The organism is Exiguobacterium sp. ZOR0005 (genome assembly GCF_000798975.1).
Taxonomy (GTDB): domain Bacteria; phylum Bacillota; class Bacilli; order Exiguobacteriales; family Exiguobacteriaceae; genus Exiguobacterium; species Exiguobacterium aurantiacum.
The window spans coordinates 1-24,218 of record NZ_JTLB01000034.1; the positions used below are offsets into that span (position 1 = coordinate 1).

Annotated in this window: 20 protein-coding genes and 2 tRNA genes; 6 read left to right on the top strand and 16 right to left on the bottom strand. The window is 51.6% G+C overall.

Annotated features, from left to right (window positions below):
- Window positions 1–89 precede the first annotated feature (89 nt).
- The 6 genes from L971_RS13625 to L971_RS13650 all read right to left on the bottom strand — a co-directional run bounded on the left by L971_RS13625 (window position 90) and on the right by L971_RS13650 (window position 6,469).
- Window positions 90–2,147: a penicillin-binding protein 2 gene (locus L971_RS13625; protein WP_052200408.1), complete on the bottom strand. Its 2,058-nt coding sequence runs from the start codon at window positions 2,145–2,147 to the stop codon at window positions 90–92.
- A gap of 154 nt (window positions 2,148–2,301) precedes the next feature.
- Complete coding sequence (locus tag L971_RS13630) at window positions 2,302–2,910, bottom strand: superoxide dismutase (protein ID WP_024371474.1); 609 nt, start codon at window positions 2,908–2,910, stop codon at window positions 2,302–2,304.
- Window positions 2,911–2,994: 84 nt separating this feature from the next.
- Window positions 2,995–4,464, bottom strand: a complete 1,470-nt coding sequence (locus L971_RS13635) for an alpha-amylase (RefSeq protein ID WP_024371473.1) — start codon at window positions 4,462–4,464, stop codon at window positions 2,995–2,997.
- A gap of 113 nt (window positions 4,465–4,577) precedes the next feature.
- Window positions 4,578–4,651, bottom strand: a tRNA-Ile gene (locus tag L971_RS13640).
- 7 nt (window positions 4,652–4,658) lie between these two features.
- Window positions 4,659–4,732: transfer RNA gene (locus L971_RS13645), tRNA-Met, on the bottom strand.
- A 111-nt stretch (window positions 4,733–4,843) separates the two neighbouring features.
- Complete coding sequence (locus L971_RS13650; protein WP_029693757.1) at window positions 4,844–6,469, bottom strand: Na/Pi cotransporter family protein; 1,626 nt, start codon at window positions 6,467–6,469, stop codon at window positions 4,844–4,846.
- Between the two features lie 195 nt (window positions 6,470–6,664).
- Between L971_RS13650 and L971_RS13655 the strand changes: the two genes are divergently transcribed.
- Window positions 6,665–7,132: a hypothetical protein gene (locus L971_RS13655; RefSeq protein WP_024371471.1), complete on the top strand. Its 468-nt coding sequence runs from the start codon at window positions 6,665–6,667 to the stop codon at window positions 7,130–7,132.
- Between the two features lie 17 nt (window positions 7,133–7,149).
- Here the strand turns inward: L971_RS13655 and L971_RS13660 are convergent, their stop codons facing one another.
- Window positions 7,150–8,820 carry a methyl-accepting chemotaxis protein gene (locus L971_RS13660; RefSeq protein WP_231557615.1) on the bottom strand — a complete coding sequence of 557 codons (1,671 nt, stop codon included), beginning with the start codon at window positions 8,818–8,820 and terminating at the stop codon, window positions 7,150–7,152.
- A 221-nt stretch (window positions 8,821–9,041) separates the two neighbouring features.
- Here L971_RS13660 and ispG point away from each other — a divergent pair, with 221 nt between their 5' ends.
- A complete protein-coding gene (gene ispG, locus L971_RS13665; protein WP_024371469.1) occupies window positions 9,042–10,163 on the top strand; it encodes a flavodoxin-dependent (E)-4-hydroxy-3-methylbut-2-enyl-diphosphate synthase in 1,122 nt (373 codons plus the stop codon).
- Between the two features lie 71 nt (window positions 10,164–10,234).
- A complete protein-coding gene (locus L971_RS13670; protein WP_034799070.1) occupies window positions 10,235–10,819 on the top strand; it encodes a hypothetical protein in 585 nt (194 codons plus the stop codon).
- 37 nt (window positions 10,820–10,856) lie between these two features.
- On the opposite strand, the gene L971_RS13675 is transcribed toward L971_RS13670, so the two are convergent.
- From L971_RS13675 to L971_RS13690, 4 genes are read right to left on the bottom strand one after another with little or no spacing between them, the layout of a single operon-like run.
- Window positions 10,857–12,254: a bifunctional ADP-dependent NAD(P)H-hydrate dehydratase/NAD(P)H-hydrate epimerase gene (locus tag L971_RS13675; RefSeq protein ID WP_047376331.1), complete on the bottom strand. Its 1,398-nt coding sequence runs from the start codon at window positions 12,252–12,254 to the stop codon at window positions 10,857–10,859.
- A 46-nt stretch (window positions 12,255–12,300) separates the two neighbouring features.
- On the bottom strand, window positions 12,301–12,723 hold the full coding sequence (locus L971_RS13680; RefSeq protein WP_024371466.1) for a Fur family transcriptional regulator: 423 nt from the start codon (window positions 12,721–12,723) through the stop codon (window positions 12,301–12,303).
- The gene (locus L971_RS13685) at window positions 12,716–13,573 is read right to left on the bottom strand and encodes a metal ABC transporter permease (protein ID WP_024371465.1); all 858 of its coding nucleotides are present in this window, start codon (window positions 13,571–13,573) and stop codon (window positions 12,716–12,718) included. Before L971_RS13685 ends, L971_RS13680 begins: the two co-directional genes overlap by 8 nt.
- Window positions 13,570–14,328: a metal ABC transporter ATP-binding protein gene (locus L971_RS13690; protein WP_029334760.1), complete on the bottom strand. Its 759-nt coding sequence runs from the start codon at window positions 14,326–14,328 to the stop codon at window positions 13,570–13,572. The genes L971_RS13685 and L971_RS13690 overlap by 4 nt, the downstream gene beginning before the upstream one ends.
- A gap of 185 nt (window positions 14,329–14,513) precedes the next feature.
- Here L971_RS13690 and L971_RS13695 point away from each other — a divergent pair, with 185 nt between their 5' ends.
- The 3 genes from L971_RS13695 (at window position 14,514) to L971_RS13705 (ending at window position 18,472) form a co-directional block, all read left to right on the top strand.
- The gene (locus L971_RS13695; RefSeq protein ID WP_047376332.1) at window positions 14,514–16,049 is read left to right on the top strand and encodes a Ppx/GppA family phosphatase; all 1,536 of its coding nucleotides are present in this window, start codon (window positions 14,514–14,516) and stop codon (window positions 16,047–16,049) included.
- A complete protein-coding gene (locus L971_RS13700) occupies window positions 16,046–18,211 on the top strand; it encodes an RNA degradosome polyphosphate kinase (RefSeq protein ID WP_047376333.1) in 2,166 nt (721 codons plus the stop codon). Before L971_RS13695 ends, L971_RS13700 begins: the two co-directional genes overlap by 4 nt.
- Before the next feature lie 90 nt (window positions 18,212–18,301).
- On the top strand, window positions 18,302–18,472 hold the full coding sequence (locus L971_RS13705; protein WP_174233462.1) for a DUF1427 family protein: 171 nt from the start codon (window positions 18,302–18,304) through the stop codon (window positions 18,470–18,472).
- Between the two features lie 38 nt (window positions 18,473–18,510).
- Here the strand turns inward: L971_RS13705 and L971_RS13710 are convergent, their stop codons facing one another.
- The 5 genes from L971_RS13710 to L971_RS13730 form a co-directional block, all read right to left on the bottom strand.
- Complete coding sequence (locus L971_RS13710) at window positions 18,511–19,080, bottom strand: hypothetical protein (protein ID WP_047376334.1); 570 nt, start codon at window positions 19,078–19,080, stop codon at window positions 18,511–18,513.
- A gap of 3 nt (window positions 19,081–19,083) precedes the next feature.
- Complete coding sequence (locus tag L971_RS13715) at window positions 19,084–19,986, bottom strand: deoxyribonuclease IV (RefSeq protein ID WP_029334756.1); 903 nt, start codon at window positions 19,984–19,986, stop codon at window positions 19,084–19,086.
- An 81-nt stretch (window positions 19,987–20,067) separates the two neighbouring features.
- Window positions 20,068–21,411: a DEAD/DEAH box helicase gene (locus L971_RS13720; protein ID WP_024371459.1), complete on the bottom strand. Its 1,344-nt coding sequence runs from the start codon at window positions 21,409–21,411 to the stop codon at window positions 20,068–20,070.
- 61 nt (window positions 21,412–21,472) lie between these two features.
- Entirely contained in the window at window positions 21,473–22,408 is a 936-nt protein-coding gene (locus L971_RS13725; RefSeq protein WP_029334754.1) for a sugar ABC transporter substrate-binding protein, read from the bottom strand.
- Window positions 22,405–24,168: an ATP-binding protein gene (locus L971_RS13730; RefSeq protein WP_047376336.1), complete on the bottom strand. Its 1,764-nt coding sequence runs from the start codon at window positions 24,166–24,168 to the stop codon at window positions 22,405–22,407. Before L971_RS13730 ends, L971_RS13725 begins: the two co-directional genes overlap by 4 nt.
- Window positions 24,169–24,218 lie beyond the last annotated feature (50 nt).

The following is a 24,218-nucleotide window of genomic DNA, read 5'->3' on the forward strand; positions in this document are numbered from 1 at the left end:
CCCGGTGGAATACCGGACCCAGGTTCTCGAAGTCGCCTGACAAATTATTTAGTGTCTAACTTTTTTGGTTCAGTTCAGAAGTGGCTCCTTTACTGGAGTTGTGCTTGTACATCTTCAAGGTTGAAATATGCCTTCATGATGTCGTGGGCGACGCGCGTGTTGACGCCTTCCGCTTCGAGACCCGGCATGATGATGGCCCAAGCGATCTCAGGATTGTCGTACGGTGCCCACCCGACGTGGTTCGAGTTGAACGTCTTGATCGGTTCTCCGTTCGCATTCCGTTTCGCTTGTCCGTCCGGTCCTTCGGCGATGGCTTGCGCCGTACCGGTCTTTCCGGCGGCCGTCATTCCTGTCTGTTGCAAGATGCGCGACGTACCGCTCTCGACGCCTTGACGATACCCTTGACGCACGCGTTCGATATATTCGTCGCGAATGTTGACTTTGTTGAGCGCGTTCGGTTGGAACGTGCTGACGACTTGCTTGTTCTCTTCATCGAGCGACCCAGGCTCGATGATTTCTTTCAACAAGTGCGGTTGGACACGGTAGCCACCGTTCGCGAGTGCCGACGTGTATTGCGCCAGTTGAATCGGCGTATACGAGATGAACTGCCCGATTGACATGTCCATCAGGAGCGTGACACGGTCCGGGACACTTCTGAAACCAGTCGACTCGAACGGCAGATCGATGCCGGTCTCGATGCCGAGGCCGAACTGTTTATAGTAGTGTTCCATTGTATTGAACGCTTCCGTCACATTTTCCCCAACGATTTGTCCCGTCGAATAATAGTCCGCGAGACGAAGCGCGATTTGGAACATATAAATGTTCGACGACAGCGCGAGCGCGTCGAGGTCGTTAATGTTCCCCATGTTCCGGTACGAAGATTTCAATGAAGATCCAATCCGAATCGGGGTGTCATAAATGTATTCACCCGGACGAATGACACCTTCTTCGAGACCGAAGGCGACCGTCGCCCCTTTAATCGTTGAACCGATTTGGCTCGCGCGAAGTACCGTTCCTGTCGAGACGTCTTTGAATTCATTCGTCTCTAAGTCAAGCTCTTGTCCGGATAAGGCGAGCAGTTCGCCCGTCTGCGGATTCATCACGACGACGAACGCACGGTCAAAGTTCGGGCTGCCGGCGCGTCCGGCCCGGATCGCTTTTTGCAAAATCTCATCGACTTCTTTTTGGAACACGATATCCGTCGATAAAACGATGTCTTTCCCTGGATTCCCGCTGACACGGGTCGGTTCGCCGACCGGTTGGCCTTTGTATGTCGTAAATACGTCGTAGGCCGGTGTCCCCCGTAACACATCCTCATATTGCTGTTCGAGATAAGACGTACCGACGCGGTCATTTAACCCGTAACCTTTTGCCTGATACGAGGCACGCTGCTCGGCCGGAATCTGTCGGTAGCTCCCGAGGAAGCTTTGGAACGTCTGCCCGAACGGATATTCACGCTGATAATACGGTTCGACACTGACGCCTGGCAACAGTTCTAAATTTTCTTCAATTAGAGCGATCTCTTTTGGCGATGCCCCTACTTTGATGAGCTGCGGATCTAACGCATATCCACTTTCCATATTATGTTTGATGGCGATAATCTCTTCGGTCGCATCGTCGAATGCGATCTCTTCATCTGTAATCGAATCGAGGAGCAACTGGTCGACGTCTTGGTTCGACAGCGCCGCCCGCGCTTCCTCCGATAAATCGGCGAGCAACGCCTGGACGCGTTCTCGCGATCGGTCCGGGTCAACGGCGATCCAATAGTCTTTCCGGTCTCGCTCCGTCACTTTTCGATCTTTTTCCGGGACGTCCAAAATTTCGGCGAGCTTGACGGCGACATCTAGACGTTCTTCCGTCTTCGTCACTTGAGACCGCCGGTACATGACCGAATAGTTCGAGATCGTGTCGGCGAGCACTTGACCGTTGCGATCGTAAATCTTCCCGCGCGGCACCTCGTATTTGATCTTACTCGACTCTGTCTTTTGGACTTCACGGGCAATCAGTTCCCCGTTCACGATTTGAACGACCCCTAAACGGAATATGAGCGTCGCGAACAACATGAACACGATGAAAAATAGTAGATTCAAGCGCAACGGAAGGTGGTTGCGCCGTTTTTTTGGCACTTTCACGCGATGTCTAGCCAATTCAATTGTCTCCTCCCTCAATCAGTTGCTTCTATTAATAATATTTTTCGATATTTCTATTTTTTGACTCGATTTTCACTATATCATAATTTGTTTACAAAATAATTAAATGTATAAAAAATCCCGAGATTCTACCGAATCCCGGGAATGATGATTATTTTGCGTCTGCGTAAAGCTTCGCCACGTAATCCCAGTCAATGACGTGGAAGAACGCTTGGATGTAGTCTGGGCGACGGTTTTGATAGTTCAAGTAATACGCATGCTCCCAAACGTCAAGTCCGAGGATCGGCGTAATACCTTCCATGATTGGTGAATCTTGGTTCGGTGTCGACGTCACTTCAAGTTTTCCGTTTTTCACGACGAGCCAAGCCCATCCTGAACCGAAACGACCAGCTGCCGCTTTCGCGAACTCGTCTTTGAACGCATCAAAGCTGCCGAACGCCTCGTCGATTGCTGAAGCGAGTTCACCAGATGGCGCCCCGTTTTCATTTTTCTTGAGCAACTTCCAGAAGAACGAGTGGTTCCAATGTCCGCCACCGTTGTTACGAACTGCCGTTTGAATGTCAGCAGGAAGTGAATCGAGGTTTTGGAGCAACTCTTCAAGTGAAGAATACTCCACGTCTTTTCCTTCGAGTGCATTGTTTACGTTTGTGACGTAAGTGTTGTGATGTTTTGAATGGTGGATTTCCATCGTGCGTGCGTCAATGTGTGGTTCGAGTGCATCGTATGCGTAATCAAGTTGTGGTAATTCAAATTTAGCCATAACTAAAATCCCCCTTAAATTTGGTGTGAACAACGTTCGTTTTAAATGTAACAGATTTGTGACGCCATTCTCAATTGTAACGCTTTATTCAACGTCTTCCTCCGGCAACGCCCAAACCGAGATAGACCCTGCCGCCACTTTAAATACCCCATTTCCGTCTTCGTCAATCTCGATGACCTCATCGACCGTGTTCGTCAAATCGATCCATTTCTCTCCGGCACGGTGTTCCCCGACGAACATTTGTTTCTCGGCTTCTTCTGAGTTCGATATGATGACGGCACAGCCCGAGCGTTCAATCTCTTCAACACCGTGTCGGACCCAACCGATCACGTGCTCGTCATCGAAGTAGTCGTCCTGTTGGCCATAAGCTTTTTCACGGCGTGCGTAGAGGAGTGGATCGATCGCTTCCTTCTTCCCTTCAGCCGGATGAGGTCCGTTGATGCCATAGTAGTCTCCATAAAACACACATGGATAACCGTCTTGACGAAGTAAGATCAAACCGTAGGCGATCTGTTTAAACCAATCCTCGACCCATGACTCAAGCGCCTCGGCCGGTTGCGAATCATGATTATCGACGAACGTGACGGAATGAAGCGGGTGGGACTGGACGAGCGTGTCGTCAAAGATCGTCCGCATGTCGAACGACTCGCCTTCGACCGACGCCCGTTGTAAGTTGTAATGGAGCGGCACGTCAAAGAGATCGACGTGATAATCGATGTTATCTAAGAACGCGCGACAATCTTCGAGCTCCGACTTCCAAAACTCGCCGACGAGATAAAAGTTTTCACCTTTCTCGTCTTTCATCGTCTGGCTGAACTCTTTGACGAAATCGTAGTTGATGTGTTTGATCGCATCGAGACGGAACCCATCGCATTTCGTCTCTTCGATGAACCACTTGCCCCAGTTGAGCACTTCTTCTCTCACTTCCGGATGATGATAATCGATGTTCGCGAACATTAAATAGTCGTACACGCCGAACTCATCATCGACGTTGTCGTTCCATTTTTTATTTTCACCTAGGATGAAGAAGATGCCGCTATGTTCCGTCGCCGCATCGTAATCGGTTCCGTTGAAGTGATGGAAGTTCCATTTGAACTTCGAATATTTACCGTTTCGGCCCTCATAGTCAAATTTCGTCCAACCTTCGATCTCGAACGGCTCTTCAGACAACACTTTCGTCCGGTCGTCCGGGTCGACTTCTAACACATTAAACTTCTCGGTCGCATCCGCTCCGGCCTTATGGTTCAAGACGACGTCCATATACACTTGCATCCCGAGCGACTGAACGTGTTCGGTCGCTTCGAGTAGCTCTTGTTTTGTCCCATATTTCGTGGCGATCGTACCTTTTTGATCAAACTCGCCCAAATCATACAAATCGTAAATGCCATACCCTGTGTCCTCGTCGCTTTGACCTTTCGTGACCGGGGGCAACCAGAAGCCTGTAATGCCTGCCTCTTTTAATTCCTCAGCCCGCTCTTTCAATCGTTTCCAATGTTTCTGGTCAGCCGGGACATGCCACTCAAAGAATTGCATCATCGTATGATTTCGTTCCATCTCATTCGCCTCATTTCATATTTTTCAAAAAACAAAATGCTAACGGATATTTACCCACGTCTTGGACTTTGAAAACAAAAAAGACAGCTTTCATATAAGAAAGCTGTCTCCAATGGACCCTGTAGGACTTGAACCTACGACCGGACGGTTATGAGCCGTCTGCTCTAACCAGCTGAGCTAAGGGTCCTTATAAATAGCGGCGGAGGGAGTCGAACCCACGACCTCACGGGTATGAACCGTACGCTCTAGCCAGCTGAGCTACACCGCCATGTTGTTATACAGTAATAATATACTGAATGAAGCCATCACTGTCAATGAAAAGCCACGAAAGGCAGTAAAAAACCTTCACCCGAACAAATCGGGTGAAGGTTATTACACGTTATACCGTCATTTCGTTGTTTGAATCTTCGAGCGTGATCTCTGTGATGTTCATCGCATGGTCACCGATGCGCTCCAAGTTCGAGAGCATATCGACGAAGAACATACCAGCTTGGCCGTCACATTCACCTGTGTTGAGGCGAACGACGTGGTTCTTACGGAACTGACGCTCGAGCATATCGAGTTTCGCTTCCATTTCAATCACTTGACGGGCTTCGTTCATATCCCCGCTTGCGAGCGTTTGAAGCGACTTCTCAAGTGTTTCCCGTGTCAAATCATACATTTCAGTCAATTCTTTTTGCGCGTCTGCCGAGAGCGTCACGCGAGTCGCTGTCTTATAGTCAATCAACTCGATGATGTTCTCAACATGGTCACCGATTCGCTCGATGTCGTTGATTGCATGCATCAACGTCTTGTGCTCTTTCGACTCTTGCTCTGTCAAATCGACCGCAGCAAGTTTGACGAGATAATCCGTGATTTTCGCGTTGAGCGAGTTGAGCGCTTCTTCAATGTGAGCTGACTTTTCAGAGTGTTTCTTATCGCCAGTCGCCATGTAGTTACGTGCCTCGTCCAAACCTAGTTTCGCGAAATCGCCCATGCGAATGACTTCGTATTTCGCTTGTTCGACAGCAATCGAAGGCGACTGCTGGATGAAGATTGGATCTAAATGTTGAGCTTTCGTATCGACAATCGAATCTTCGCCTGGTACGAGTTTCGTGACCATCCAAGCAATCGCTCCGATGAACCAGAACTGGATGAACGTGTTCGCAATGTTAAACGTACCGTGAGCGAAGGCGATTTGCATTTTCGACTCGATGGCGAGCAAATCTGTGATCCAGAAAATATATTGTGTGAAGAGTGGCAAGATGATCAAGAAGATGACCGTACCAATCAAGTTAAAGATAACGTGTGCCGCTGCTGTGCGGCGAGCTGCTACTGAAGCACCGATTGAGGCAAGGATTGCCGTAATCGTCGTCCCGATGTTGTCACCGAATAGAACCGGGAGGGCGGCATCAAGTTCGATCGAACCACCTGCGTAAAGTTCTTGTAAAATCCCGATTGTAGCTGAAGACGATTGAACGAGAACCGTGAACACTGTACCGACGATGACACCGAGAAACGGATTGTCACTCATCGATTGAGTCAAGTCAATGAAGTACTCGCTTGAACGGAGCGGACGCATCCCGTCACCCATGAGTTCAAGACCGTAGAAAAGTGCACCGAGTCCAAATACTACTTGTCCAAGATGTTGGAACCGCTCTTTCTTAAAGAAGAATAAGAAGACGGCACCGATTGCAATCATCGGAAGCGCGTACGCCCCGACATCGAAACCGATGATGAACGCCGTGACAGTTGTCCCGATGTTCGCCCCCATGATGACCCCAATCGCTTGACGGAGTGTCATGAAGCCGGCGCTGACGAGTCCGACCGTGATGACGGTCGTACCTGACGACGATTGAATCAAGACAGTTACGATAATCCCGGCGAGTACCCCGAGAAATGGATTCGTTGTATACTTATCAAGGATGTCGCGCAGACGATTTCCTGCTGACTTCTGAAGGCCGTCTCCCATCGATTTGATTCCGAATAGGAAGATCCCTAGACCTCCAAAAAACATGAATAACATTTCTTGTAATTCCACGATTTTTGTACTCCTTTTAATTGTGAATTGGTTGTGTTTGCTTGGTTGTTAATGCCCTACTCATTATGCCTTCTTCACCAACCGAATGTAAACACGTTTAATGTTAAGGTTTTATTAAACAGCTGTATGATTTTTGTTTGTTTTTTTGAGTTTGTACTATAACAGATTGGAGTTTAACCTATGCTTAAGTCGACCACTACATTTATACGACATAGTCTCATCCCTACGAAACAGGCGCTACGCCTCCGTCTCGCCCCGCTCCACGCTTATATGATTGCGAGTATCGGCTTTGCCGTTTTGGTCACGATCGTTGATTACATCATGTTACAACCTGACTTCTTTGCACCGATGTGGTTGTTTTTACATGGCTTTGCCGTCTTCTTCTTCTATATGATAACGGTCGCCCTTGCCGCCCTCTATGTCCAACTCATCACGAGAGTACGTCAAAGGAAGGCTTGGCCATATCGACAAGCTTGGCCGTATGCGGTTGCGATGACAATCGTCCCGATGTTCATACTTATCGTCTTGTTTCATCTGTCCCCCGCTTTTCTTTATGTCGGAATCGGATTGATCATCCTGTATTTGACGGTGCCGCTGACAGTTATTCCTGCAAAGAAGAAACACGCAACAAAGCCGAAACCGGATTGACGGTTTCGGCTTTGTTTTTATGACTCTTCTGTCGGGACAAGCTCACACAATACTTGTTGTAGGCGTTGACTTTGATGTCCGAGCTCATCGCCTGTATCGTTCAACATCGTTTGGGCGTCCGCAAAGCCGGACACGCCCTCGTATAGTCCATTCAACTTCTCATCGAGCGCTCGACCGATTTCTTGGAGTGGTTCGACCGCTTCGGCCATTTGCAACAACTCCGCTCCGGTCTTCGCCGTCTTGTCGCCGATGGATTGATAGAAGTCGATTTGATGACGCACGCCGTGATCAATCGTCTCGATTCCTGCTTCGAGTCGAAAAAGTTGTTCGCCTAAACGCAGAATGTCTCCGCTTAATAGGTCCATATCCTTCAAAGTAACCTCTCGCTCGCGACGGATTGCCTCTATGGCCGCAACGGCGGACACCGACGAATCGTTCGTCACTTTCGCGAGTTGGCCGACCTCATGAGCCACGACGGCAAACCCTTTACCGTGTTCGCCCGCCCTCGCCGCTTCAATCGAGGCGTTGAGCGCCAACATTTTCGTCGCTGCCGCAACCGATAAGATCGTTTGAAGCGCGCGTTCCGCTTCGACAGATACTGTCTCACTTTCGAGCAATCGCTGACGAATCGAGGTCGCTTTCTGTTCGAACTGGCTACTCACGCCTTGGAGCGAGCTGAACGATGACCGCTCTTCCATGAGTGTCAGTTTCAATCTCTCCGCCTGCTCATCAACGCGTTGAATATCCTCTTGGAGCTCGTTGATTCGATCCGTGACGTCTGAAAAACGGCTTGTCGTCTCGACAGTATAGGATTGATACGATGCGCTCGTCTGTTCAACGGCACGAACCACTTCTTGAAATCCGGTCAGTTGTTCGGCGTTCCGCCCTAACTGGCTCATAAAGGTCGGCAAACTCGACTCGAACGCCGTCGACGTCTCCGTCATCGTATCGATGGACGTATTCCACAACCCGATCAACGTGTTGTACTCTCCTTCGAGCTGACTCATCTCGAACGATTTCGCCCGCAAGTCGACCGGTGTGAACGTCCTGCGTTTGACGGCATCTCGTAAATGCTCGGCGAACAACGTCACCGGTCTCAGTTCGCGATGAATCATGCGATTGAGCAATAATATGATGCCTACCATGGACAAGAGAATCATGACGGTGACACTTTGCCGAAGCGACCACATCGTTCCGAGTACGGACTGTTTCGAGACGACAAGTATATAATCCGCTTTCAATTCCGGGATCGGCACAATGGACAGGAACGTATCCGTCCCTTCGATTACTCGGGCACCCGTCCCTGCCAAGGCGGCGACATCAGACTCGAACGACCGAATCTCTTTCCCTGTCAGCCGTTCCACCCCACCGTCTCGCAATAAATATTGACTTGCCTCCAGTCCGTCCGCCGACAAGATGGAGGCTTGCTGCATGTATGTGGATTTCAATGAGCGGGCGAGCAGTTTCTCACTCGTGACGTAAGCGCCATACGTCGCCTTGACCGTCTCCCGTACGACCGTCGCCTCGCGGTACAGCCGTTTTTCTACTTCCGTGGTCAACTGTCGTTCCGCTTGCAACGCGAACCATCCGAACGTCGTCAAAAATAAGACGATGACAATCGGCATGAGCGTCCATTGCAATCTCCGTTCGATCCTCCACTTCCGTCTTCCCCATCTTTTTAACATCATCAATCCGATCCTCACCTTTCCATTCTTTCTCTACGTCCGATATATCGGTCTCGAGACGGTGGAAAATTATGAAGCATCTGTTAAGATAACGTTAGACTTTGTAAAGAGCACATCTCATGAACGCTTGCTGGGTGCTTTTTCACAAACATTTCGTTATGATAAATAGGAAACCTATCATCTTATATCGATTGGAACCTTTCCAAAAGAAGGAGATCATGTATATGTCAGAAATTTTACACCGTTCATTAACGCGTCCGATCCGTGTCGGCAACCTCATTATCGGGGGATCAGACGAAGTCGTCATCCAGTCGATGACGACGACAAAAACACACGATGTCGAAGCGACCGTCGCCGAGATTTTGCGTCTCGAAGAAGCCGGTTGCCAAGTCGTCCGTGTCGCTTGTCCGGACGAACGGGCCGCAGACGCTCTTGCTGAAATCAAGAGTCGCATCAACATCCCGCTCGTCGTCGACATCCACTTCGACTACAAGTTAGCACTCAAGGCGATTGAGAGCGGCGTCGATAAAATTCGGATCAACCCGGGTAACATCGGCCGTCGTGAGAAAGTCGAAGCCGTCGTCAACGCGGCGAAAGCGAAAGGCATCCCGATTCGAATCGGTGTCAACGCCGGCTCGCTCGAGAAGCAGTTCCTCGAGAAATATGGTTACCCGACGGCCCAAGGCATGGTCGAGAGTGCGATGCACCACGTCAAAATCCTTGAAGACCTCGGTTTCTATAACACGATCATCTCGCTCAAAGCGTCAGACGTGAACCTCGCCCTCGAGGCGTATACGCTCGCTGCGAAGACGTTCGACTATCCACTCCACGTCGGGATCACCGAGTCGGGCCCGCTCTTCTCAGGGTCACTCAAATCAGCTGCCGGCCTCGGCGCGATCCTCTCGCTTGGGATTGGTTCGACGGTGCGCGTCTCACTCTCAGACGATCCGGTCGAAGAAGTCAAAGTCGCCAAGGAAGTGCTCAAGTCGTTCGGGCTCGCCGCGAACGCTGCGACGCTCATCTCGTGTCCGACGTGTGGCCGGATTGAAATCGATTTGATTTCTATCGCGAAAGAAGTCGAGGAGTACATCCAAAACATCAACGTCAACATTAAAGTCGCCGTGCTCGGATGTGCGGTCAACGGGCCAGGGGAAGCGCGCGAAGCGGATATCGGAATCGCCGGTGCACGTAACGAAGGACTGCTCTTCCGCCACGGCAAGATCATCCGAAAAGTTCCGGAAGCGACCATGGTCGAAGAGTTGAAGAAAGAAATCGACGCCATCGTCGCCGAAAAACTCGCCGCACGTGAACTCGAAGAGCAAGAACTCGCCAATCAATCGAAATAACACGTCACCCGCTCGGTTGCAACCGAGCGGGTTTTTGGTACAATAGACGTTATGAGTCAGGAGGGAACAACATGCATATCGGCATCGATCTCGACGGGACCGTCACGGACCCGCAAAGCTGTTTTCACTATATGAATGATGCTCTCGGTTATGCGATCGATTATCATCAGGCGACCGAATATGAGCTACACACGTATACGAATATGACCCAACATGATTTTTGGAAGTTTATGATCGAGCACGGACACGAGGAAGAGATTTATCGTCGCTCGCTCCCCCATACGGAAGTAAGCGACGTCTTGTGGCGTATACGTGAGTCCCATCGTCTTCATTACGTCACGGCCCGAAGCGAGGCCGTCCGTTCGGTCACCGAGGACTGGATCAAACGACAGACGCTCCCGCTCGACTCGCTTATCATGACGGGAAGCCACGACAAAGTCGGAGTCGTCAAAGAACTGTCGCTCGACTTGTTCATGGAGGACCGCTACGAGAACGCCATCTCGATCCATGAGCAGACCGAAATTCCGGTGCTTTTGTTTGACGCGCCCTACAACCGCAAACCGTTGCCTGAAGGCGTCCGTCGCATCCATTCATGGAGCGAGGCGCTTCATCTCGTCAACCATTTCGAGACGACGAATTCAATCTCAAACCGCTAAAAAAGAGGAATCTGCACAGATTCCTCTTTTTATATGCTTATATGCGCCCGATCGCCTCGATGACGTCAGTCGCGAGAACGCTCGCCGGGTGAATCTGATCACTCGCTCGTCTAGCCGCGAGGGCGTGCCAGAGCACCGCTTGCTCGTTCGGGTTGTGTCTCGGTTCGATACGCCGACTGCGTGCCCATAGCGCGAGTGCCATACCGGTCAGGACGTCCCCACTCCCGCCTTTCGCGAGCGCCGACGCTTCGACCGTGTTGACGGCACCGCTTCCGTCCGGCGTCACGATCAACGTATACGTCCCTTTCAAAATCAAATGGACACCGTGCTTCATCGCAAACTGACGCGCCGCCTCGAAACGGTCATCCTCGATTTCCTCGACCGATTTCCCCGTCAACCGAGCCAACTCGCCGGGGTGCGGGGTGAGCGTGATCGGACCAGACGCCTCGAGATGGCTTTCCGTCAACGCACCAGCATCCACGATCAATGGACGTTGCTTTTGTCGGACCGATTCCCAAACTCGTTCTAGCGTTTCCCCCTCAATCATGCCGGGGCCGATCGCCGTCGCCGCGTAGTCTTTCTCCGGGATTGTCTCGATATCATAGTACATCGCTTCTGGCAGCGTCGCTTTTAAAGGCGACGCCGTTTCCGGGAGCGCCACGTCGAGCAAGCCGATCCCGGTGCGGAGTGAGGCTTTGGCCGCAAGAAACGGTGCCCCGATCAAGTGGGTGCTCCCCCCGATCAACAGGCCATGGCCATACGTCGTTTTATGACTGAACAGGTCACGCGCGAGCAACGTCTCGTCAAAGTCGGCTTCCGTCAGCACACGCCACGAAGATGTGTGCGGCAACCCGATATCGACACGTTCGACCTTTCCATAGTAGGGAGCCGTTTTCGGTAAGAACGCGCTCCGTTTATAACCGTGCAACGTATACGTCGCCGTCGCTTTGACGGCATGGCCGTCGAATCTGTCCGCCGCGTCACTTGTGACACCGGATGGGACATCGATCGAAAAAATCGGCGTCTCTTGGTCGCGCAGCCATGAAATTACAGCGCGGGCCTGTCCAGTGACGGGACCGTCCAGCCCGATCCCGAACAACGCATCGATGATGAGGTCGGTAGGTCCCGGTTCAGACACGACGGTGACAAACTGTTTCGCATAAGCGGCGTGCGCCGCAGCCGCCGCGGACTTCGGTTCCCCGAGCGGTGTCCAGACGAAAACGTCGTGGCCGCGCTGCACGAGCTCGCGGGCGACGACCCACCCGTCTCCGCCGTTGTTGCCGGTGCCACAGACGACGAGCACGGACGCGGACGGTGGCACTGCGAGTCGACTCGCCAGCGCGGAAGCCGCGCGTTCCATCAACACTTCTTCAGGCATGCCGAGCCTCGCTGCCGTCTCGTCGGTCCGTTTGATGTCGTTCGCCGTATAAATCATCTCTTCCGCCCCTTTCTCCTATGTAGCAAAAAAGGGATCGACTGCGTCAATCCCTTCCCGCCTTACATTGTTTACAATACCCATAAATCTCGAACTTATGATCAACGACCTCAAAGTCGGGATCGAGTGCCTCGACGTATCGCATCGGACATAAGTCGAGCAGTTTCGTCTTGCCGCACCCCCGGCAGATCAAGTGGTGATGATGATGTGACGCCCCGCATGTGACACGGAACGCCTTCTCTCCGCTCAATTCTGTCGCCTCGAGCAGCCCTTCTTCGGCGAACGACTTCAAATTGCGGTACACCGTGTCAAAACTCATCGTCGGATGTTTTGAACGCATATAGTCGAGGACGTCCTTCGCACTGACGTATCGTTCTTCGTTCGCCAAATAAGCGTACATCTCGATTCGTTTCGGTGTCACTTTGAGCGATGATGACTGCAAACGTGTCAATTGTTCTGTTTCATTCATGTGTGGCCTCCTTCTTCTGCAACGTACCGACTTTTTCAATTCCCATCACGACCGCCAAGATGAGTACTGCGAGGAGAACGATGACGCCCCCCGGTGCGACGTCGAGTTCGTATGCGAGAACGAGCCCGCCAATAGTCGCGACCTCACCGAAGATGATGGACCACATGATCGTCTGTTTGAAGCTCTTCGTGAACCGGAGCGCCGCCGCGACGGGCAGCGTGATCAGACTCGAGACGAGCAACGTGCCGACGATGCGCATACTGACGGCGATGACGAGCGCGACGACGAACATGAACAGCATATGGAGCAACGTACTCGGTAATCCCGATACTTTTGCTTGCTCTTCGTCGAATGATAAAAACAACAGTTGCTTATAAAACACTGTGATGACGAGCAACGTGACGAACGACACCGCAAGGATCAAGACGATGTCTGATGGACTGACCGCTGAGATCGAACCGAACAACAACGTCGATAAGTCGACAGAGAAGCCACGGGACAAGGAGATGAAAATCGCGCTCAATCCCATTCCCGCCGACATCATGATCGGGATCGACAACTCTTGGAAGTGAACGTACTTGTTTCGAAGCCAATCGAGACCTAACGCCGCGAGCACCGAGACGAGCGTCCCGAGATACAGCGGGTTCAAGTCCGAGAACAACAACACGTATTGCCCAAGGAACAGGCTAAGCGAGATGCCGGCGAGCGTCACGTGTGACAGGGCGTCGGCAATCAAACTCATGCGGCGGACGACGACGAACGAGCCGATCAGCGGGGCCGTAAACCCGATGACGACGGCTGCGACGAACGCGTAGCGTAAAAAGCTGTACGTGAATAAATCCGCGATCATGACGTGCCCTCGTGAACGAGCAGTTTGACGGGATACGGCTTGATCGACTTCAATTCACTCAGTTCGCTATACTCTTTCAATCCACAATTGCACGCCATCCGACCGCGGTCGAGATGGACGACTTTCGTCACGAGGTCGGTCACGACGTTCAAGTCATGCGTCACCAAAATGAACGTGCACGTCGTGTGCTCGCGCAACAAGTGGAGCACTTCATAGAAGTCACGCAAATGTTTCTGGTCGACCCCGACGGTCGGCTCATCCAAGATGAGGAGATCCGGTTGGTTGACGATGGCGCGAGCGATGAATACCCGCTGTTGCTGGCCACCGGACAGGCTGCCAATCTTTTTGTCTCGATATTGCCACATGTTCACCGTCTCGAGCGCGTTTTGAATCGCAGCCCGATCCTCGATGTTAAGACGCTTGAACAAGCCGAGCCGTCCATACCGTCCCATGGCGACGACTTCTTCGACCGTCACCGGGAACCCCGAGTTAAAGGATGCAGCTTTTTGGGAAACGTAACTGATACGGGACTTGTCTTTAAATTGGGCTTGCGGGCGACCGAACAGCTCGACAGAACCCGTCTTTGGCGTCAACAATCCAAGGATCGACCGAATCAACGTCGATTTGCCAGAACCATTCTCCCCGACGACGGCGACGAAATCGCCTTGCTTAATGTCGATGGACACGTTCTGCAACGCGGCCGTACCTTCATAATAATATGAAACGTGGTCTAGTTTTACGACAGATGTCGTCATAAGATAACCTTCTCTCATTAAATAAATCGTAATCATTTCTACTTGCTTGGCGTCTGTATTATACAGAATATTAAGCATCGCTTCAAGTTTGAGACGATGTGTTATACACATCTTCACATGAAATCCATGTGAGTTTGAGGTGGATTCGTTGTAAACTGATAGTAACGCATAGAGGGGGATTTTTCGTGGAGAAAAAATTAGCAGTCATTGATATCGGGTCGAACTCGATCCGTAACGTCATATTCGAAGTGAATGGGCACGGACAGTACTTTGAACGATTGAACGTGAAAGAAGTGGCGCGATTGTCGAGCCATATCACGGAAGCGAATGAGTTGTCCTCGGACGGTATCGCTTCGTTGATCGAGACGTTGCGACATTTTGTAAGCCTGAACGGTCATCATGACGTCAAAGAGACGTTGCCGGTGGCGACAGCGGCGATTCGTAACGCCGACAATTCGGACGCCATATTAGAAGAAGTGCGTCAGGCGACCGGGATTGAGATTCGGTTGTTGAGCGATTATGAAGAAGCGTTTTATGGATATTCGGCCATCGTCAACTCGACCTATGTCGAGGACGGTTATTCGGTCGATATCGGCGGCGGTTCGATGGAAGTGACGTACTTTAAAGACCGTGAGCTCGTTTTCTATCATAGCTTCCCGTTCGGTGCCGTCACACTGACGAACGACTTCATGAAAGGCGACGTCATGACGAAAGAAGAACGTAAACAACTCGTCTCGTTTTTAAAAAAATCATTCAAACAACTCGATTGGCTCGAACCGCACGGTGTACCGCTCGTCGGTGTCGGTGGGACGGCCCGAAACTTGGTCCGCGTCGAACAGTCGATGTCGCATTTCCCGCTTGAAGGCATTCATCAATACACGATTGACGCCGAGCGGCTCGATCAAGTCGTTGAAGAACTCGTCGACACGTCGAGTAAACAACTCGGCCGGCTCGACGGGTTATCGAAAGACCGAGTCGACATCATCGGCCCGGCCGTGACCGCCATCGCGGAGCTGGCCCGTTATTTGAAAGTGCCTGAGTTCACGATGAGCAACAACGGTTTGCGGGAAGGTCTGTTTTATGAATATTACTTAAAGGCGAACAACGAGGTCCGGTTCGCCGACGTGAAAGAAGAGAGCTTCCGTCACTTTGAAAACCAATACGACGTCGACCCGACCCGACACCGCCACCTCATCCACTTGGCACGCCAAATCTATACCGGACTGATTGAAGCGAAAGCGATCAAGCCGAAACCGTATGAACCGGGCCTATTGGAAGGCGCGTGCCGCCTCGCCTACGTCGGGGAATATATCGACCATAACAATAAGAGCGACCACACGTTCCACTTGATCACGACGAGCGACTTCAAAGGATTGAACAATGAGGACCGGCTCGCACTCGCCTTAGTCTCGTCTTATAAGTCACGTCGCCTGCTCGACCAACATATCGAAGGATTCCCAGAATGGTTCGATTCGAAGATGTTGAGAAGCCTTGAGCTGCTCGGCTCGATCGTCAAGCTCGTCGATGCCTTCGACTTGACCGAACGACAAGTCGTCGAGAATATCGACGTCGACGTCGCAGACGACGGGCTCGTGTTCACCCTTCATACGGCCACATCCCCACGGTTTGAAGTACAGCGCGGCATCCGCCATAAGAAACATTTGGAGCGAGTGATTGAAATGTCAATCGAGTTACGGATAGAGGAGAGGATCACTTCATGACGACCTACTTACCAGAACACTTCAACAACCGAGAACTCAGCTGGCTCAGCTTCAACGAGCGAGTGTTAGAAGAAGCGATGGACGAGCGCAATCCGCTCATGGAACGATTGAAATTTCTCGGCATATTCAGCTCGAACCTCGACGAGTTTTACATGGTCCGTTTCGGCGGCTTGAAAGACGAGGTGCTCGCCGGCTTCAACCGTCCCGAGGACAAAGCCGGACTGACACCGAAACAACAAATCAAGGCGATTTCGATTAAAGCGCAAGAACTCGTCGAGATGCAATATGCGGCCTATAAAAAAATCACGAAACAACTCGCGACGAAAAACGTCCGCTTTTTACGTCCGAAGCATTTGAACAAAGAACAGCTCGACTTTGTCAAGCTGTACTTCCGGACACACGTGTTTCCCGTGTTGACGCCAATCGCCGTCGATGCTTATCGCCCTTTCCCGATGCTATTGTCGAAATCGCTCAACATCGCCGTCGAGATCGCTTCCAAAGAGGAAGGGAAAAAGCGGCTCGCTCTCGTCCAAGTGCCTGCCGTCTTGCCGCGCTACCTCGAGTTACCGACAGACGATGAAGATCATACCGACCTCATGTTGCTCGAGGACGTGATCATCCAGTTCGTCGACTCGTTATTCAAAGGGTTTGAAGTCGAGTCGACGATGCCGTTCCGGATCACCCGTAATGCTGACATGCCGTTCCACGAAGAAGGCAGCCCGGACGTGTTGAAACAAATCGAGAAAGAGTTGAAGAAGCGACGCTACGGGGTCGCCATCCGGCTCGAAGTGCAACAACGCTCATTGAGCAAAGAGCTATTGTTCATGTTACAAGACGTTCTCGATTTGCACGACCGCGATATCTTCATCGTCGATGGCCCGATCGATTTGACGTTCCTGTTCGGCGTCTACAATAAAATCGGGATCGAATACGATGAGATGATCAATGAGACGTTGATCCCCTTCATCCCGGAAGGCCTTGAGTCGGGGAAGGATTTATTCAAAAGTCTGCTCAAGCGCGACTATTTACTCCACCATCCGTACCACTCGTTCGACCCTGTCGTCCGTTTCATCGCCCAAGCGGCGAAAGACCCGAACGTCCTTGCCATCAAGCAGACGCTTTACCGCGTGTCTGGCGATTCACCGATTATCAAAGCGCTCACCGACGCAGCCGAGAGCGGCAAACAAGTGACGGTTCTCGTCGAACTGAAAGCCCGGTTTGACGAGGAGAAAAACATCCAGTGGGCGAAACAGCTCGAGAAAGCCGGTGCCCACGTCATCTACGGCTATAAAGAGTTGAAGACACACTCGAAAATCACACTCGTCGTCCGCATTTTAGAAGGCGGTGTGCTTCAACGCTTCGTTCATCTCGGTACCGGAAACTATAACGATTCGACAGCGAAACTATACACCGACATCGGACTGTTGACGACGAACGAGGAACTCGCCGAGGACGCGACGAACTTCTTCAACTGGCTGTCCGGTTACGGAGAGCGCCCGTCGTGGCACGAGTTCGAGACATCTCCCGACGACATGCTCGACTTTTTCTTGCAAAAGATTCAAGACGAGATCAAACTACACGAGAAGTACGGGAACGGCCGCATCGTCGCGAAGATGAACTCCCTCACCGACAAGTCGATCATCACAAAGTTGTATGACGCCTCCCAAGCCGGTGTCAAAATCGATTTGATTATCCGCGGCATCTGTTGTCTCCGCCCCGGTATAAAAGGGGTGTCCGACAACATCCGCGTCATCTCGATTATCGATCGCTACTTGGAGCATTCCCGTATCTTTTACTTCTATCAAAACGGAAAAGAGGATCTGTACTGCTCGTCGGCCGATTGGATGACGCGTAACATGAAAAAACGAATCGAGATTTTGTTCCCAATCCTTGACTCTGGCCATAAAACGTACATTAAAGACATGATCGCCCTTCAACTCGTCGATAACGTCAAAGCACGAATTCAACGATCGGACGGCAAATACGTCTACATCAAGCAAGAACCCGGTCAAGAGCGGATCCAGTCTCAAATCATCATCCACCAGTATACAGGCGGCCGTTGGAACAACATTCCGAGCGTGTTCGAGCGGGAGCCATCGAACTGGGCCGAACGCGAAGTTCTCCGGTTGCGTGCTGAAAACGAGAAAATGACAGATGACTGATGTTAGACTTCTCAAAGGAGAAATAACGTTGTATAATTAATTCGGTCAAGCTGTTAAAACGTTTTCATTTCATTATACGGAGGAATCATCATGCAAGAACTTTTACTCTCGTTGCTCGCCGGTCTGATCTGTGGCATGATCTTCACTGCCTTGAAGTTACCGTTGCCGGCCCCACCGGTTCTCCCAGGGGTCGTCGGGATTTTCGGTGTCTTCCTCGGCATGAAGGTATATCAATTCGCTCTCGCGAACTGGCCATTTTAACAAAAAGGAACGATGTCCACGTGGACATCGTTCCTTTTCTATTTGAAATGGATCGCCTGATGGCATGTCGGACATACCCATATCTGCTCGTCAGCCTCCAAGTGGCATTCCATCAATCGCTCGGCCAGCTGCTGCCCATAACGGACTGACAGATCAGACGCACAATGTTCGCACAGCGTCGTCGGCGGCGTATGATACTCAAATTGTCGTTCGCGCGCGAGATGCGCCTCATACGAGTCACGGGTCCACCGTTTCGATGGGACACGGTATCCATCATCCCACAGGCGCTTCAACGTGACGTAGTCAGTCGTCGCATCATAAGACCCAGTTCGAAGCAGTGGATGGTGAAAGTCGACGGAAAGTAAATCGACGAGACTGTATACCCCAACCGCTACGGACGGTACCAACCAGTAGCGATCGTCGGGCCGCTCTGTCGTCTCGACGAGCAGTACGTCCGCCTCTGCGACGATGCCGTGACCGACAAGCTCGATGAACGCAGTCGGGGTCGACACCTCGCCCTCGAGATAGAACGGGCTCTGTTCTTGAAAATAGACCGGCAGCGCGGACCAGGCATCAAACGCGCCTGGGTCGATTCGAAGCCGATTCATCGTTTACTGGTGCGCGAGCGTGAAACGCTCCCGCCATTCGGCATCGAACGCGCCTGCCCGGAACATGTCAATCTCTTGTTTGTATGGTGCGACTTTCGTCTTCTCGCTGATCGGGATATAAGGTGTCTCTAAAATTTTCGGCAAATGCGCGAACGCCTCGTGGTGAATGATTCGGTTCAAGACGTCAAACCCGATTTCGCCGTAGCCAATGTTCTCGTGACGGTCTTTTTTCGCCCCACGCACGTTTTTCGAGTCGTTGACGTGGATGACACCAAGCCGGTCGAGTCCGACGATGCGGTCGAACTGCTCGATGACACCGTCCAAATCACCGACGAGGTCGTAGCCGGCGTCGTGGACGTGACACGTGTCGAGGCAGACCGATAACCGCTCGTTATGCGTGACACCATCGATGATCGTCGCAAGTTCTTCAAACGTCTTGCCGAGCTCACTCCCTTTACCGGCCATCGTCTCGAGTGCGATGTTGACCGTCTCGTCACCCGTGAGCACTTCGTTCAACCCTTCGATGATGCGGGCGAGCCCTACTTCTTCTCCAGCCCCGACATGGGCACCCGGGTGTAATACGACGTGTCGGGCGACTTTGAGCGCCTCGGCCCGTTTAATTTCCTGAGCCAAAAATGAGACGGCGAGTTCGAACGTCTCTGGTTTCGTCGTGTTGCCCAAATTGATGATATAAGGGGCGTGGACGACGATTTCTTCGATATCGTGTGCGGCCATGTGCGCGAGCGCGGCCTCGATATTTAAATCTTCAATCGGTTTGCGCCGCGTGTTTTGGGGCGCACCCGTATATACCATCATCGTTGTCGCCCCGTAAGAGACAGCCTCTTCACTGCCGGCCAACAGCATCTTTTTCCCGGAAACTGAAACGTGTGAACCAATTTTTAACATAGTCATCTTCCCTTCTTATCTTCTCATTTCAGTGTACACAAAAAGAAGAACCGACTCCACGAAGTCGATTCTTCTTTTGGCTTAACGCTTATTTTTTTTACGGATTTCACGGCGCTCTTGGCGCTGACTTTGCATATGCTCACGTGAAGCCGTCTCTTTCAACTTATACTTGAACTTCTTCTTATAGCCCGGTTTGACTTTTTTCTTCGCCTTCTTGATTTCCCCGGCCATACGGCTGTGGGCCGTCTGCGAAACTTTCATCTTCCGGTCTGTCGTACGACGTTTGCGCGTCTTGATTGGCTGGAGTGACCCGTTTCGCACGTCGACGTGCGTGAACGTGAACCCGCGCTCTTCAAGACGGTTGATCGGACCGTTCTCGTGATCTTCGTAAAGCGTGTACGCTTCACCGGTCGCCCCGGCGCGACCCGTCCGACCGACACGGTGCGTGTAGAAGTCGAGGTCTTTCGGGATGCCGAAGTTGATGACGTGTGAGACACCTTTAATATCGATGCCGCGTGCAGCCAAGTCGGTCGCGATGACGTATTGATACTTCGCGTCGTTAATATCTTTGATCGCTTGCTTCCGGCGACGAGCCTGCATGTCACCATGAAGTGTCCCGACGTTGAGGCCAGCCTCACGGAACGTCGACTCAAGCTCGTCCGCCTCTTGTTTCGTGTTCGTGAACACGAGACAGACGAACGGATTGATCGCTTTGGCGACTTCGACCGTCAGCTCTTTGCGATCACGATGGCGTACCGGGATCGTGTGGTGCTTGATTTTCGGTGCGACACGATGCTCGGCGCTCGCTTCTGCGTAGCGCGGGTCATGCAAATACTTCTTCAAGAACGGTTCGAGCTTCTCTGGAATAGTGGCCGAGAAGACCATCGTCTGAAGTTTTTCCGGCAACGACTGGGCGATCCGGTCGACTTCTGGCAAGAAGCCCATGTCGAGCATTTGATCGGCTTCATCGACGACGAAATGCGTGACTTTGTGCGGGAACAACGCTTGTACTTTCATCAAGTCAAGAAGACGTCCCGGTGTCCCGATAATGAGTTGCGGTGGATTTTTCATGCGCTCGATTTGACGTTCGCGGTCGGTACCGCCGACGATCAAGCTCGATTTGATGTAATCCGGTTGTTTGACGAGGAGCGTTTTCAACTCTTCGTGGATCTGCCAAGCGAGTTCGCGCGTCGGGGCGACGACGATTGCTTGGACCGATTGTTCTTTTGGATCGATTGCTTCTAAAATAGGCAAGAGAAACGCAAGCGTCTTCCCTGTACCGGTCTGTGATTTTCCGATGATGTCACGACCATTCATCGCGGCTGGAATGATCCGTGATTGAATGTCGGTTGGCTTTGTGATGCGCTTTTCTGTCAAGGCATCGACGATAAACGGTAACAATTTGAACTGTTGGAAGCTGTTCAATCGATACACCTCCTGTTTCTTTCCACTTTTCCTAGCATAGCGGAATCTAATCATTTGTCAATTAATCTTTTACGAGCCCTTCATATAAATAGCTCGACGAATAGTAGTACCGGGAAATCTTTTTCCCATTTAAATGTTGTTCGAGCGCTTTAAAGCCGACCTCGATCATTTCGTTCGGGGACTGCACGACCGTCGCGTCAACTTTCCCGCTATGGATGAGCGGATAAATCTCTGTGACGCCATCGACCGATACGATCGTCTTCTTCGTCAACCCATGGCTCTCGAGCGCACGGACGACGCCGAACGTATTGTCATCATTGTGCGAGAACACGGCATCGAACGGTATCTCTTCTTTCAACCAGCGTGACATCTCGATCTCGGCTTGGAACGTGTCGAAGTTGCCGGTCAAGGAGGCAACAACTTCTAAATCGTCATGAGCCTTGTCGTATTCGGTCAACCCGAGACTCCGGTCAATCGTCGAGCGGACTTTTGCCGTCCCTCTTACTTCCACGACGCGAATGGGACGTTCTAGCGCCGCGTGTTTGGCCGCGATATGATTCGCGGCCATTCGGCCGATTTCAATGTTGTCCGAGACGACGGATGTGATGACACTCTCGTGGTCGATCATCCGGTCGATGGCGATAATCGGAATGCCTTCGCGTTCGGCTCGCTCGAGAGACGGGCGGATGAACGTCTCATCGAGTGTCGTCACAAAGATCGCCTCGACGCCGCGGTCGATCAATGAATCAAGTTTTTCTTTTTCGAGGACACGGGAATCCTCGCTCGTCGTCGGCACAGGGATGAATCCTTTTTGGTTGGCCGTTCTGACGAAAGCGGCCAACAATTTATTGGCGTGCTCGTGCTTGTCGCTGACGAATACGAAACCGACTTCATTGTCTTTTGACTTTTGCTCCGGAAGTTGGATCGACGTGATGAGTAAAATCGTCATTGCCCATACGATCGGCAACCAAAGCCAATAATGGCGAAATCCCTTCATACGTCTGACCGCCTCGGGATCTTGATCATCATTGCGGTCCCTTCCCCTTCGACACTCTCAATTTCCATTGTACCGTTCACAGCCTTCAAGTACTCCCGGATCATGTAAAGACCAAGCCCGTTCCCGTTCTCTTTCGTCGTATAAAACGCAGATCCAATCGCTTGCACTTGCGACTTCGTCATGCCGACACCGTTGTCTTCGATCAGGAAGCGATAATCACGTTCCGTGAACAGAATCGTCACGGTGACACTGCCGTCGGCCCCTTTTGGATCGACCGCCTCGACGGCGTTTTTGAACAAGTTGTAAATGATTTGGACGAGCATATCGTTCGAGCAATAGAACGGGGGCATCTCGTTCGGCACGATCAACTCCCAGTTCGTGACCCGTTTGTAACACTCGGCGTCGAGTAAAAACTCGAGCCGGCTCGCAAACTCGGCCATATCGAGCCACTCTTCGTCCCGTCTTGACTGATCGGGTTTCGCAAGCGTGAGCATCGTCGTGATCAAATGGTTCGCCCGGTCGAGTTCCGAGAGCGCGAGGTCGAGCATCTCTTGACTGCTATGTCCTTCCTTCACCATTTGCAACGTGATTTGGACCGGCGTGAGCGGGTTACGGATCTCGTGGGCGATTCCAGCGGCAAGCTGTCCGAGCGACGCGAGTTTCTCTTGCTGTAGCAACAGCTGTTGTTGGCTCAATTGTTCGCGTCTCGACGTCTCCATCCGTCTCGAGTAATCGTTATACGTGTCGAGCAATGTCTGCACTTCTTTCGAGCCCGTCCGTTCGAGTTGGATCGGTTCAAGTGACTGTTGTCGTTTAATGCTTTGAACGAGTTCGGTGAGCGGACTCGTCAACGTTTTCGATAAGAGCAACCCGACGAGGATGCTCAAGAAAAATGTGACGAGCGTGATGAGCAAGTATTGCCATCTAGTCGCGTACACGGCCTCGTACACAGAATCCGTGCTATGTTTGGCGAGCACGCTCCAGCCATTGACGCGGGCGTCAGGTTCATACATATAGACGTCCGAATCCGTGCTCATGATCGAGCGGGCGTCTTTGTCTCTCGCCGCTGCAACGACCTCACGTGACAAGCGCCGCTCTGCATCCGTGACGAGGTTGAACGAGGTCGATAGCACCTCACCGCGCTCGTTCAACAAATATAAGATCATGTTATCGTTCGCTGACTCAAGGACACGCCGGTAAAGGTCGGAGTTGAGCACGCTGATACTTCCGCCGAACAATCCGACCGGCCGGTTATCTTCCAACACCGGCACGTATAAATACGTACCGACGTCCCCTGAGATGGAGATCGGTTCACTCATATAAATGTCATTACCGCCTGACGTGATGACGTCCGTGAACTTAGGGTCCGCCTTCAACATCATCGCAGGCACTTGGCGTTGCGAGTACCAGGTGAACGCGTCGTCTTGAAGGTTATAATAAAAGATGGACGTGAACCCGGTACGCTGATTCAAATACCCGGTCCGTATCCGTTCCTCGATCCACGGTTCGTTGCCGAGATAGGCACCGAGATAAACGAGGTCTTCATATAACTTTCCGAGTCGTGTCTCCATGTTCTCGATACTGCCGTCTATCGCATAATCGAACTGTTGTTGCGCCAACTCTTCGGCTCGGGACACCGTCACACGATCGGCCGAAAACGCTAAAGATGAGATGACGAGCCCTAAAATGATGAAGATGATAAACGTAATTTGAAAGAAGTACGATTTTCGAACTTCAAGCAATGTTCTCAAGCTTTCCACGGTGTCCCTCCTTTCCAACCTTAAGATTATAGCATGAATACACGCAATTC